The following is a 13,702-nucleotide window of genomic DNA, read 5'->3' as shown; positions in this document are numbered from 1 at the left end:
ATAAGCCCTAGGAATATAGATCAGGGGCGGACCTCATGACAAAGGATAGAGTGCGTTATGCTTCGCGGCAGGTGGGGATTTGGACGCAAAAAAGCCCCGGAATCTCTTCAGGGGCTCTGTGATGAAAACTAATTTGCTGCAGGAAGCAAGGCCAGAGAGCTTTTGCCGTCAACTGACGTCATAACCAGGCAGTTTCCTTTAAAGCTGAAATGGAAATCCACCGGCTCAACGCGAGCTTGGCAAGTCAGTTTGTAACCCTCGCGTTGCAAAACATTTTCGTTCAGTGCGCTATCCAACATGCTGATGGAGTTCATACTCAAAACAATTCTTGAAGTTGCAGATGCATTCACCGGAACGCCATCGAATGTGCAAGTGTTAGTGATGCGGATATATTCGCGAGAGATCGAATAAGATTTTACGAACTTAGTGTTACCGATTCCTTGTTGGTAGTACCAGTTGCCGATAATGTTTTTAGCACCTGTGCTGTCACCGCATTTGCTGTAATCCGTTTCGTTGATGATTTTGTCTGGAGTTTTATCAGCATCAAGATCTTCAACTGGCTTACAAGCTGTAACCATCAAACCTAGTAACAATACAGAAATCAGTAATTTCATAAATCCATCCTTGGTCAAATTTGCTTTCCTTAAAAGCTTTCCCGACCCAAGGATAGTCCGTCAATAAAAAAGGAGGGCAATAAACCCTCCTGTAAAATTATCGGATATAGATTTGATATTTTAACCGTGCTTCAAGTGCTTGAAGATTCGGTTGAACAACTTCTGCTTGAGCATAAGGTTGAACGCGTCGTTTTAGTTCCGGTCCCTGTAAAATCCATTCGAAAATGGCGAGCATAAATCCAGGTGTTCGATACACCAAATACAGGAGGAAGCTCATTACATGACCGGCCTTTACTACGCTTTCAACATACACATCCGCAGAAGAATCCACGAGCCTCAATAAGACTCGCTGGTTCCGGTATTTCCATACCGCTTGTTTACGCAATAACGCGTTCATAATTCCTCCTGTGTGGATAATGCTCGCCAAAGCGCAGATCCAAAGGCCGCGGACCAAAGCTCTGACGAGAGTTTGTTGTGAAAAAATATAAGTTTGCAGAACGATGACTAAGTCAGCGCACGCAAGATTTTTAAAATTTAGTGAGAATGAGAATCGAGATAGTTACCTTAAAAGATGAAGCAATCGGAAGCCATCTCGGTCGTAATCCCAGAATGGGAATGAATATTTTTTGAATTAATCATCAGTTGCATGATGGCCTCCTTTCAATAGAGTGACTCTAATATCTCAAGAGGCCGATGCAAAGTAAACTAATATTTATGAAATAATTCTGATTTTCAGAGGGAAAACTAGTTCCATGTTGGAACTCACACTTAAGATGGATTGATGGACCACGCGATTTTCTCCAGCGCTTCCACTTCTTCTGCCCAATATCTGTAAGTATTAAATTCCGGAAAAATTCTTGGGAAACTTGGATCTATCCAGCGTTTCGCAATCCATCCTGCATAAGAAATAATGCGCAGTCCACGCAGCATGGGAATCCATGACCACTGATGATCCGGAAACTCACGCAGTTCTTCATAGCCGGAAATAATTAAATCTTTTTCTTCGCCGAATGTTTCCTGATCTCCAGATAGCAACATCCAGAAATCCTGAACCACAGGTCCGTTTACGAAATCATCAAAGTCGACCAGGAAAAATTGTGTTCCGTTGTTAAGTAAATTTCCTTTGTGACAGTCGCCATGGATGCGAATGAATTCAGACGGATCAAAGTTATCATCGATCGCATACAAAATGTCTTCAGCCGCGGCATTGTAGCGACCGCGCAGTTCTGGTGTGACCCAGTCTTGCAAGTTGTCCAATGTTTCCCAACCACCATAGTAACTTGTATCCAGGACAGGGCGATGTGGAGCTTTCTTGCGTGCGCCTACATTATGAACCTGCGCCATCAGTCTTCCGACTTTGCGATAATCATCTCCCAAAAATTCTTGTGGCATGCGACCTAGAACTTTCGGAAAAAATGCAACATACATTCCATCCACTTCAGAAACCGTGGAATCATGTCCTTGAAAAAGTGGAGCGACAGCAGGGATGCCTTCATTTCTTAGCGACAACAAAAATTCGTGCTCTTCCAAGATCGCTTCTTTACTCCAGCGATTCGGGCGATAGAACTTGGCAATAACATTCTTGCTTTGTGAGTTGGGCTCGACCGGTTCCTCGAGTTTGATATCAAACACGCGGTTTTCATAGGAGTTCAGCTGCGCAAATTCGCCAGTCGGATAAAATCCGGCGTTCTCTGCAGCCTGCAGAACTTTATCGGGATCCAAATTATAAAACGAAGAGTTATTATCCATGGGATTTAGATTGCCACTTTTCTTGGCTTAAGTCATTCTCCTTTCCTATGAGTGGGTCGATTGAACTTTTTGATTTTGCTAACTGGGCGGTGGAGCTTCACCGTAAGCCTTTTCGCAGGTCTTTATCGATTTATCTCTATCCCAATCGTCCCATCAAAGTGGTGACTAACAAAATCACCTCGCAAAAGACCGTACTCGATTTCCTGGCCGCAAAGCGCGAATGGATTGAAAAGAATTTTATCAAGTTCGAGGCCATGGCCGAGCTTTATCCTAGGAAAACCATCAAAGCCGGGGAAAGGTTTCCGTTCCTAGGTGTAGAGCGTGAACTTAAAGTCGTGATCACTCTGGGTAAGAAGTCTTTTGTTTCGGTCAGTGATGAGCAATTGTTCTTACATATTCCGAAAGCCCAGTGGGAAGCGAACACCTCGCTTGAGCATCATCCCAAAGCCATTGCGGAATTCCGAGCGTTCTATAAGCGTGAAGCGATCAAGCTTTTGTCCCAGAAGGTGAATCACTGGGCGAACATCATGAAGCTTTATCCGTCGCAGTTAAAATTCCGCGAGCAGAAAACTCGTTGGGGGAGTTGCTCCTCCAGAAAAGTCCTAAATCTAAATTGGCGTTTGATCGTATTCAGTGAAGAAGTGATGGACTATGTGGTGGTGCATGAGCTTGCCCATTTAAAACACATGGATCACTCCGCAAAATTCTGGGGAGTAGTGGAAGAGTTCATTCCGGATTATCCAAGAATTGTGAAGACACTAAAGTCTTCACAAAACCTGACAGACTTTTTATCCGATCGTTCTTAAACGATCGCGTTCTTACTTTTGCGCATCCATTTAAGGGCCAGCAAAGATCCCATGTAACCCACACAAGCTCCAAAGATTGTGTCACTTAAGAAGTGGTCTTGAATCATAATGCGAGTCGCGCAAGCCAGAACTGCGATCGTTAACCACAACCATTTGCCCTTGGGAAATGCCAGAGTGAACAAAACCGCTGCCGTGAACATGACTTGCGAATGACCAGAAGAAAATGAATGCCAGTGCCAGTGAGTAGTAAAGTGATCAAATACAAACGGATCACCAGTCGGACTTTTATGAGGACGTTGTCGGCCCACGCAGAATTTAATAATGTGAGTGAGTGCACCAGAAACCAGAAGAGCTACCAACAAGTTCAAACCCCAGCGGCGCAGATAATCGATCTTGGCTGAGTACTTTTTAAGCCTTTCGATTCTTGGAGCGATAAAAGCACAAATAATCCACGAGCCAATAGCGATGATAAAGTAGTGCTCTGAAAGACCAATATTCGTAACTTCACGAGCAAGCGGTCTCCAGAATTGATGCGCCCAGGGAGTCCCAAACAGCACAGCAAGCTTTTGATCGAATAAGAATGCAGCGGCTGCCGCTAAAATCAGGCCTCCCACAGTCACCTTTAGGAGGTGGTGTCGTAATAGCCTCGAATCATTCATCAGGGAGCTTAAATTATAAACAGGCATGTAATTCCTTCTCAAACCCATCATAGGATACGTGTCTATTGCAATACAAGCCCATAGAGGAGTGACAAAACTTGGCCTGGGCCTTGCTATTGCTGGTCCTATCAAAACTCGTGACTGAAAAAACTTGGAGGTTTTCAATGTTGCACAAACATACTCTGATTACTGCGGCTTTGCTCGCAACGCTAGGCCTTACTGCCTGCAACAAAGACAAAACAGTGGGCGGTCCACCGCCAACACAAACTGAATCTACGGGCCAGGTCGAAGATCTTCCAGATCTTGGTGGCGCCGGCACAAATGTTAATCCTTCTGCACCTGTGGGCAAAACGAATGCTCAATCTTCAGGTCCTGACTACGAAATCAATAAAGATGGCGTGATCATGGGTAAGCAATACGGAAACAATAACCCAGCAAACGTTGATAGCAATGCCTATGGTAAACGTTTGACCGGTGGTGTTTCTCAAGAAGGTCTTCTTTATACTTCTTCTTCGCCAGATGACACTTTGGATGTATTGCGTGGTTTGAAACGCGATCAATTGGGTCTTTCTGCTTCTGTTACTGAAGCTAAATTGAAATTCGAAAGCATCTCTGGTCTTTCGGTTGTTACTTTGAATATTCAAGAAAACGGTTTCGCTCGCGTATATAACTTGGTTGGCGATTCTGCTTTTGAAGACGGTAACGAAATCGTAAGACTTCGTTCTGCTCGTACTGGCAATGGAACTAAAACAACGGGTTCAATGCCAATTCGCGGGACTCTTCAGTGCTTGGACCTTGACGGCAAATGCGAAACTACTTTGGTAAAAGTAGAATTGGGTTGGTCAGGTTCTGCAAGTCACATTGACATCGTATTCCGTCAATCGAATGCAGATCTTTTCTTTAAGATGTCTCCAGGTTCTGGCAATCCAGAATACGATTTCATCAAAGACATGGCTGTTAACACATTCGAAAAGAAATCAGGCACGAACCGCGTTCAATCTTCCAAAATGAGTTCATGGGAAGTTGTTAACGGTCGCGCAGGTTTCACAGTTGTACTTAAAACTTTTGAAAACCAAATGTTGGCATTCTCGGGTCCGTTGGTTTCTCCGCAATCTGGTAACTCTACAAACGTGACTTTGAAGCGTTTGGCGAAAGATCCAAATGAAGATGACGATATCGGCAGACAAGCTAACTTGACTTACCAAAACATGATTGGTGAGGCTCGTTTGACTGCGAACAACGGTTTAGGCCAAATCCGTTTGGTATTTAAAATGAGAAAATACGGCACTTACAAACAAGACGTATTCGCGATCACTTTCATGAGAAGATCTAAACCCGTGATCGATTTGAACGATTACCAAGATCAACAAGATCAAGGTAACGACAACGGTAACCAAAACCCTGGTGGCGGTTACGAAGATGGTGGCAGCGACGATTTGCCATCAGTTGAATAAACCCAAAATACAAATAAAGGATCCCCCTTTGTTTGCCCAAGGGCCACAGACTCCAAGCTGTGGCCCTTTTTTTATGCCCAATCCGCCTGCCGGACACTTATCGACATGTGAAACACAACACCAGTGAGCATTTTGGGAGCTTAGTGACACCGAATAAATTGGTATAACGCTTGCTTTATAGCCTTCTCGCAGATTCTAATTGATCCAAAGGGGGACGAAATGGCTCTACAACAGCAGATTTTATTCTTGGCGATTTCTATGACGATGATGGTTGGACCACAAGTCGTTGAAGCGCAACAAAGACAACATCAAGGCCCAAGAAATGGTGGCTACGATAAACCACTTCCTCTTCCAGATGACGATCTTCCTTATCCAGGCGAGCCGAATCGCCCAGGGCAGCCTCCTCAACAAGGCCCGCGCCCAAAACCAGCGCCACGTCCACTTCCTCCGCGTCCTGCGCCAGAGCGTCCACCAGCGACGACTCCAGTGCAACCTCCGCAATATCCTGGTCAACCATATCCAGGCAATGGAGGTAACGGTGGTTACGGTTCAGAGCAAAAAGTAATCTACATCCAACGTCGCGTGTTCAATGAACGCTTTAATTTGTTTGCTCTTGCGGGAGTGAATCAACGTTACGCAGGTTGCACAGTGACTTCGGTTGATGTGCAAGTTTTGGGATCTGATATCCGCACGCAAATGGGTTTCATCATTAATGGTCAAGTTGATCAATGGGTGAATTCTCCACAACGTTTCGTTAGCTTCGTTCCTCGTTTCCCAGCTGTGATTGGAAATGGTGTTCGTCTGATGGAAGTTGAAGTTCGTGGGATGTCAGATATCGCAACCATCGCTGTTAACATCAGTTGCCCAGGCAACGGGGGGCCGCAACAGCCCGGCCAAGGTTTCCCAGTAAATTTGGGAATCAATCGTCGCATGATCGGAAACGATCGCTTGGATTTGAATCCATACTTTAACTGGCAACAATATCGCGGTTATCGTTTGGTAGCGGTGCAATTTGAAGCGAACTCTTTGCAGAATGTTTCCTTCTTGGATTTCTCAATCAACGGCGTGTTCCAAACACAACGTGTACAAGTAGGTCCTTGGAATCAAAGCTATACAATCAATCCACATAACGCGGTGATTGGTCAGAACGCTGAAAGTTTGGTTTTCTACAGTCAGGGGCAGTTGGATATTCGCAATGTCACTTTGTGGCTTGAAAAATGTGATGGTCCACAACCACCACCTCCACCAAGACCGCGCCCGCGTTAATTGGTTTCGGAAAAATTTGTTCTCTATCAAGGGGTTTTCCTAAAAAGGAAAGCCCCTTTTTTATGCCGCGCGAAAACATCGGGTGAGATAAATGGAATCCCCTTGTTTTGAAGCTCCAACTGCGTTCAACTATTTAGGCGCAAAGGAGCGATTTCTATGCAACACAATCAACCTGAGTTCGGCAAAGGCAAAGAAATTTCAACAACTTCGCTGGTTCCGCCAGTATTGTCTGATTACATGAACTACCGCGAATATTTAGCGGACTATTATCAGTACAAACGCAAAGCTTCAAAGGGCTCTTTGCGCCAATATAACTACGCAGTTTTCTCGGCAGCAGCGAATATCAAATCACCAAATTATTTGAAAATGATCATCGAAGGAAAGCGCAACCTTTCCGAAGACATGATCGGTAAATTTGGTAAAGCGTTGGGCTTTAATAAGGAACAAACTGAAGAGTTCCGTTTGCTGGTGAACTTCACTCAAGCAACAGATCCTGCAGATCGTAATATCTTCCTGAAAAAAATGTCTGAGCACCGTGTAGGTGTGAAACTTAAAACAGGGGAGATCGATCGTAAGTCCTTCGAAAAAGTTCCGAACTGGGTTGCCTGGATCGTTTACGCGATGGTGGATCAAGAAGGTGTTTCATTCGACACAGCTTCATTGAAAGCACTTCTTCGTGGCAAAGCTTCTGAAGATGAAATCGAAAACTCTTTGGCAGCCTTGATCGCATCTGGTGAACTTCGTCGCGACGAAAAAACGGGCGAGATCAAAAAAGCTCGCTCCCTGACTGAGTCCCCTGAAGACATTCCAGTGGCGTTGGTTCGTAAGCTGCAATCGCAATTGATGTACTTGGGTCTTGAATCTATTTATCAAGATCAACCGACAGACCGCGAATTCGGAACGCTGACGATGTCGTTGACGAAATCAGAGTTTGAAGAAATCAAATTCAAACTTCGTCAGATGAGAAAAGGTTTGAACAAAGACAACTCGATCGCTCGTATGAAATCAAAAGGCGAAAGAGTGTACCAATTAAACATTCAATTGTTCCCGGTCACGAATGCGGTGAATGGCGTTGGTGTTAATACTCACGCGCATTCACACATTGTTCAAAGCGCTTTGGACGTGCACTTGGCTGAATCTGTGATGGAAGCTGCGGCTCCGTCGGCAGAGGCGGTGGCGAAAGCGGAAGCGGTTCTTGCGCAGGCATCTGAGGCAGCGGTGGCTGCAACGACAGCGAAGGTTCAAGCTCCACCGATTGTTGCTCCTGTAGTTCCAGCGGCGGCAGCACCTGCTAAACCTGATGCGAACAAAGCACCTTCGAATGTAAGTTCTTTGGCTTCAGCGGCAGCATCAGCGGCGGAACTTTTCCGCTAAAATTTGAATCAAATATTGAATCGAACGGGGGGCTTTATGCCCCCCTTTTTTGTCCCTTTTTGCGTGGATTTGCCCAGTTTCCAAGCATGTCAGAAAATGCGAATCCATTTCGCGAAAATTTAAGAATCTTAAATTTCGAATCGAAAAATCACCATTTTTTCAGCAACTATGTGGATAAGTCTGTGGAAGACCCCTATAAATGGTGGATAACAGGACCTTTTACCAGGTGAATTGTCATGCTTACGTTAGCGTATTGTTAATCTCGTGTAACATAAATTGCTTAAAAACACAGCGATGACGTGGTGAATTGGGTGTTGTTTTCTATATCTCGCGCAGACACTATGTCCGATCGTTTTGTGGAACTTTGGTCCTTCGTTTTGCTTGTGAAGTAGAGCGAAAATCTGTGTTACACTGAACGAGTTATGTTAATCACACATTGGGGGCGTACTGGCTTCGACGTGGGTGCTGAAACATAAGGAGCATACCGGGGCGGATGAGGACCTCGATAAAAACGTCCATTTTGTAATTGGCAACGATTACGCACTTGCAGCTTAATTAATCTGCACGATCAACCTTGAGGTGGTTCCGCTCTTGGATTGATCGTCATTTAGGGACCTCGGCGTGTTGGGTTTTCTCCAGCAGACTCGCTTAAATTTACTGGGGGAGAGGTCTTAGGGATTTTGTCTGTGGAAGCCCGAGGACCAATCTAAAACACTGACTAAGTATGTAGCGCCTTATCGCGGATCACTTGCGGACGGGGGTTCAATTCCCCCCGCCTCCACCATTTAAAACTAGAAAGCCAACCCACGGGTTGGTTTTTTAGTTTCCAAATGTATGAAGTCTGTTGGAGTTGATCTCTCAAGTGCCAGAACTCTGGCAGACGTGGGTTCGCAAGAATGTCAGGATCGTATTTTTGCGGTGACGAAGTCAGGGCGAAGCTGCGAGGGCAAAGACGCCCGAGCCCATTCCTGTCGCCTCCACCAATTTTCGAAATCCAGGAGTGGGTTTTGACAAAGATCATCTTAAAGGATAGATGGTGGGCACTATTACAAACTATTTTAAACACCTTTATTTATATGTCCCTCTTAGACGCCCAATCTACCTGATTGCTGTATATTTTCTTTTGTCTAAAGCGCTAAATGATTTAGCATATTGGATTTCATTTTTTTTGAGATTTGAATCCGGCGAAGCATATGAAAAAATTGTTTGGAACTATAGTGGTCCGACCAAGCTTTTTAAAGAGTTATTTAAATTTCGAGATAGTTTTATAGACGTACGTTATGTATTTCAGAAGTACTGGATCGCTGTCGCTGCGATTTTTATAATATGGGCTCTGATTGCCTTTTCAAGTCGTGTTAGTGCTGTCTTGGCGCCTGGTAAATTTCGGAGTTGGTTTGAGAGGTGTTCTGATTTTCTATGGAAACCGAATAAGCTAGTATTTTTCGTTTTTGTATTTGTCTATGTCTATTTGGCTAACGGTTTCTTTTCATCGATACATCATTCTTTTTTATTGAGTGTAAATCAACGTCTTACAAGAACTATGAACGCCTATGCAGAAAATCTGTCGAATAGAGAATTGAAAGGTCGGAAAGTTAATTCGAATGGAAAACAGTCAGAGCCGATATGCACATATAGAGTCCACGAGAAATCAGCTATTTTTTATATAAAGTATTTGGATTTTATGGCTCAATTATTTACTGGCGATGATATGGGCTTTAAAGATCTTGAGTCCAAAATAAAGAGTCTGCCGAGAGATTTGGAAGTTAAAATAGATGAAAGTGCGCGAAATGCGCGTCTTTTGGGTCTAGAAAAAGAAACTTATACTCGGGAAGACCTAAATAAAATTCTAGAGTTAGATCGAAAAAAACGAGAGATCTCTATCTTTAAGGAAATGAAAAATACGCCTTCAAGTAGTCTAAGAATTAAATTTGAGGGCGGTAAGTACTTACTTCATTTTTATGAAGGAAACGGAAATCAGCTGTTTCTTGGATTTGTGGATTTTAAGTGCTCTAGGGATACTAGGGAGCTTAGGATATTTGAGGAAGAGTACCTATTAAATGGATTACGATTTAATCTTTAGTTTCGTAATTGGTCTTAAACCAAGCTATTCAAGTCAGTCTTTGATCAGCATTCCTGTACATTTAATGAGAGCGGTTATTTCTAATTGATAGCTCCTCCACCAATTTTCGACAAAACAAAGAACCTCCTCTTGGGAGATTCTTTGTTTTTCATTGAGTATTTCTCAGTCTATTTTTTCGGGAGAACTTTCGATCTTTTCTGACGTTCTTTGGGATATCCCCAGTCTGGCGGTGTTTGTTTTAGATCGTGCAATTGGATATTTTCAAATTTTTTACCTTTGATCTTCTTGTGATCACTTTTTCGAAATGGAATCTGGCTGTCGCTATTCTGAGAGCTGATAAGAACTTGAGGGAAAATAGAAACCGTAGCAAATTCCGGAATAATCTTACCTTCAACCTTTAATGAAATACGATCTCTTCGTTCATACATCGGTCCATAAATAAAGCTCCCCCCGAGAGTCTGATTGTTGCAAATCACTGTGTAACAATGGAGGTCTCGAATTGATGATTCAGCGATATGATCATAACTAGTGCCATCGGGATTCTGCGCAGGCACAAATAGCAACTGAATGCGTTCCTGCAGCTTTAGTCTAAGGCGAAGTGATAGAAAATCAGAACAAGTTAAAACCGCAAAGTTGCTAATCGTCTCAGACGAAAATAGGAAAAGATTCTTTCCCGGGTAATACGAAAATCCGTTGTCAACCAAACTGGACTTTTCCTTTGCTGCTGGAAAATGCTTAATTTGCTCGAAAGCAAGATAGTTCTTGGTAAGAGGGTTTTTCTTTCTATCTATGGGAAAGGAAATGATAGTCGAATTGATCATTCTATTATTGCGAAAATGTTCATACTCTAGTCCAGCTATCAAAATGACATCGGCATCTGCACATTGTCTCAAATATTGATCTAAATATTTCCGCGGTAAGGTTAGCTCCGGTATTATAATAAAGTTGGCTTTTTGTTTTCGCGCCTCTGAAATCGCCGCCTGAATTTTGTAGTCCAGTTGTTCTTGTACTGATTTGTCGGTCTTAAATCTCATGCCATTGACGTCGTCAAAGGTAGAATGCCATTCGTAATTTATTGGAGCGACAGTAACAGTGATGCTATTTTTGGCTTCAGCGGGCAATCCGTGAGAAAACTCTTTAAGGATCGAATCAAAATCAATATTTATAACTCCTTCGCTCCTGAAGCGATTAAGTTGTCCAGCTCTTCCGTAAAAGTTGAGCTCCTTTGATAAAATTCGATAGAGTTGTCTTTTTAGTTTTACCTCGTCAATGTATTGTCCATCATCTCTTACGTTCCATTTGCTCATTAGTGCCAGTGCTTTTATTACGAATAAGCCGGATCTTTTATTACTTTTTGGCATCACCATATAATCGATGAGTCGTGATGAAAAATAGGTAGATAAGGTGAAAATAAAACGCCGTTTTACGTCAATTGAATGGTTCTGGTCAATGCACGACAATAAGAATGCGACGGCTTTTGGATTGTCCCAACTTGAGCTGCCGAGTAGATTTGGTATGAATTCAATACTCTCGTTTTCAAGCTGTGACTTAAAATATTTTAGACGAGATATATACGAGTTGCCCATTTTTTTATTTATTGAATCGGCATAGCGATTTAGCTTTCGGAAGTCTTCAATTAGTGACTTCTTTAGAAACTCACCTTTTCTTAAATAGGTGACGAATTCATCAACTTCCTTTTCAGTGGAATGAGGTGAGACTTCAAAAATTGTAAGTCGAAAGAAAAAGTCCGCCTCTTGAGGGCCTAGGCGATTTCTTATATTTCGTATAACGATTCGGTAGTATTTCAGATTCCATTGTTCGCTGGTTTTGGCCAATTTTTTTACAATATGAGAGAATGAATATACGTCAAAAGAATGAATAAGCTCGTGTCGACTCAAATCATATTTATTCTTTTGTATGTATTCAAAGTATCTCGATAGTTTGCCGTACCCCTGCTTGGAATCAATTTCTTCGCGACGATCAACCTTAGATCCTAAGGCTATCCTTGTTTTTAACAGGTACGTCGCGTGCACGGCCTCCAGGAGATCGAGATCATCGGCAATAATATGTGTGCGATCTATAAAAGATTTTCTATTTAGATAGAACGTTGTGAAGTGTTGAAAGAATTTTATGTCTGTCGGATAGCCATGACGTGAATATAGGAAGAAGTAACCCTTAAATAGCTTTAACCATATATCTAGTGGATATTCTCTTCCGATGAAGAGATGAACTATCACGGTGATGCGTTCGAGGTAGTAATCTCGCCCCTCGGGATCTGAAGTCATAAATGCTTCAATTAAACTGAAAACCGAATAAATATACCGGGCACCATCCTTTTCTAGTTTCAGAATAATTTTTTGAAAGACGTCATTTCTGTCGTCAGTGGTGATTCGATCACCTTCTATAAGGAGCTTTTTAATGTTATTGATATGAGCAAAGAACTGATTTCTTTCACTAATAGAGAGGTCATTGTCCATGGGTAATAGGAAATCATCCAGTTTGGCCCATAAATTAGGCTCTTCTTTTGAGTATGTACCTCTTGCGATCATTTTTTGAAAATTTGTTTTCAGCGCAGAAATGTTGGACTTATCGAAAAACATAATTTTGGCTTTATGTTCTTCTAAGGTGTATAATCTCAAGCTGCCTAAAAATCCGTAGTAGTCATTAATAATTTTATTGGCACAACTTAAAATTGAAGACCCAACTACGGAGTGAAATGCTTCTAAATAGAAATCATCCTTCTCTTCATCGAAGTTTATGTATTTAAGAACGAAGATCACATCGTCGACGTAATTGAAGCTTTCTGAAAATTTAATTTTAGAATTTTGCAAAGAGTTTCTAATTTTTTCTTCGAGCTCGTCCGTGGCGCGACCCGAAGGAACATTTTGATTGAGGTATTTTCTTAAGTTTTTTTTCAGATCTACCTGAAAATCTTTTTGAATCCTGATTTGAAATTCTCTTTGTAATCCTTCTAGAAACATATCTGCGATGAAGCCGCTAAAAATCCAACCGATCGGAAGAGATTGAAATCCAAATTTTTCCTGAAGTGTCCTAAGATAAGGGTCGTAGATATCAATTTTTAATATGTCTTTTAAAAAATATCTTAAGTCTTTCAAACTGAGTTTGTGAAAGAACGATTCGATATCAGATTGAATTAGTAATGCGGTTGCACCTTTCTGAACAATGTTAGTAGCACTTGTTATTACTTCTTGTTGAAAGCCATTGTATTGATCTTGAAATGGTTCTTTTAAAAAACTATTAATATGAATATCTCCGGACGCGCCGACTAAGTCAGCGGGATTGTAGGAGAGATTTGGCTTATGTCCGAAGTTATGCCGAAGAGCCTTCGTTTTAGCATAAAGACCCTCTCTGTAAAGGTCATCAACTTTTGGCCATAGGTACATTAAGCATTGGACTTGGAAGGATAGAGCTGGGTAGTCATAGGTTAAAGCTCCTCCTCCTTTAATCTTTCGAATTATTGAAATTCCAGTGGAATTATCATGGTCGCTTAGCAACGCAATTAGTTCCGCTGCTGTATTTGACTTGTATAGTGCGGTCGCCAGAGGCGATAGAAGAAAGTCTTTTTCAATATGGGAAAGATAGAGATCTGTCTTAAAGAACTCGCGAATTTTTGAGAAAATCCAAAGTTTCTGCTGTTCGGTTAGGCGTTTGCTGCTACTATCAAATAGATCCATGTTTG

At 42.3% G+C, this 13,702-nt stretch carries 10 protein-coding genes and 1 other RNA gene; 6 read left to right on the top strand and 5 right to left on the bottom strand.

The window, feature by feature from the left end:
• Positions 1 to 128 precede the first annotated feature (128 nt).
• The 3 genes from DOM22_RS18740 to DOM22_RS18730 form a co-directional block, all read right to left on the bottom strand.
• Entirely contained in the window at positions 129 to 614 is a 486-nt protein-coding gene (locus DOM22_RS18740) for a hypothetical protein (RefSeq protein ID WP_142701839.1), read from the bottom strand.
• Between the two features lie 97 nt (positions 615 to 711).
• Positions 712 to 1,011 carry a hypothetical protein gene (locus DOM22_RS18735; RefSeq protein ID WP_142701838.1) on the bottom strand — a complete coding sequence of 100 codons (300 nt, stop codon included), beginning with the start codon at positions 1,009 to 1,011 and terminating at the stop codon, positions 712 to 714.
• Positions 1,012 to 1,382: 371 nt separating this feature from the next.
• A complete protein-coding gene (locus DOM22_RS18730) occupies positions 1,383 to 2,363 on the bottom strand; it encodes a serine/threonine protein kinase (protein WP_142701837.1) in 981 nt (326 codons plus the stop codon).
• A 47-nt stretch (positions 2,364 to 2,410) separates the two neighbouring features.
• Between DOM22_RS18730 and DOM22_RS18725 the strand changes: the two genes are divergently transcribed.
• Positions 2,411 to 3,169 carry a M48 family metallopeptidase gene (locus tag DOM22_RS18725; RefSeq protein ID WP_142701836.1) on the top strand — a complete coding sequence of 253 codons (759 nt, stop codon included), beginning with the start codon at positions 2,411 to 2,413 and terminating at the stop codon, positions 3,167 to 3,169.
• On the opposite strand, the gene DOM22_RS18720 is transcribed toward DOM22_RS18725, so the two are convergent.
• Positions 3,166 to 3,783 (bottom strand): phosphatase PAP2 family protein, encoded by a 618-nt coding sequence (locus DOM22_RS18720; RefSeq protein WP_246845756.1) that lies wholly within the window; start codon positions 3,781 to 3,783, stop codon positions 3,166 to 3,168. The genes DOM22_RS18725 and DOM22_RS18720 overlap by 4 nt on opposite strands.
• Positions 3,784 to 3,992: 209 nt before the next feature.
• On the opposite strand from DOM22_RS18720, the gene DOM22_RS18715 reads away from it, so the two are divergent.
• The 5 genes from DOM22_RS18715 (at position 3,993) to DOM22_RS18695 (ending at position 10,002) form a co-directional block, all read left to right on the top strand.
• On the top strand, positions 3,993 to 5,282 hold the full coding sequence (locus DOM22_RS18715; protein ID WP_142701834.1) for a hypothetical protein: 1,290 nt from the start codon (positions 3,993 to 3,995) through the stop codon (positions 5,280 to 5,282).
• A 219-nt stretch (positions 5,283 to 5,501) separates the two neighbouring features.
• Positions 5,502 to 6,548 carry a hypothetical protein gene (locus DOM22_RS18710; RefSeq protein WP_142701833.1) on the top strand — a complete coding sequence of 349 codons (1,047 nt, stop codon included), beginning with the start codon at positions 5,502 to 5,504 and terminating at the stop codon, positions 6,546 to 6,548.
• A 156-nt stretch (positions 6,549 to 6,704) separates the two neighbouring features.
• Positions 6,705 to 7,922, top strand: a complete 1,218-nt coding sequence (locus DOM22_RS18705; protein ID WP_142701832.1) for a TIGR02147 family protein — start codon at positions 6,705 to 6,707, stop codon at positions 7,920 to 7,922.
• A gap of 438 nt (positions 7,923 to 8,360) precedes the next feature.
• Positions 8,361 to 8,706, top strand: a transfer-messenger RNA (tmRNA) gene (ssrA, locus tag DOM22_RS18700).
• 249 nt (positions 8,707 to 8,955) lie between these two features.
• Positions 8,956 to 10,002, top strand: coding sequence for a hypothetical protein (locus DOM22_RS18695; RefSeq protein WP_210415650.1), 1,047 nt, complete (start codon positions 8,956 to 8,958; stop codon positions 10,000 to 10,002).
• A 167-nt stretch (positions 10,003 to 10,169) separates the two neighbouring features.
• On the opposite strand, the gene DOM22_RS18690 is transcribed toward DOM22_RS18695, so the two are convergent.
• Complete coding sequence (locus DOM22_RS18690) at positions 10,170 to 13,697, bottom strand: carbon-nitrogen hydrolase family protein (protein WP_142701830.1); 3,528 nt, start codon at positions 13,695 to 13,697, stop codon at positions 10,170 to 10,172.
• Positions 13,698 to 13,702: the final 5 nt, after the last annotated feature.

It is taken from the genome of Bdellovibrio sp. ZAP7, from assembly GCF_006874645.1.
Classification (GTDB): Bacteria; Bdellovibrionota; Bdellovibrionia; order Bdellovibrionales; family Bdellovibrionaceae; genus Bdellovibrio.
This window is presented reverse-complemented; position numbering and strand designations above follow the sequence as displayed.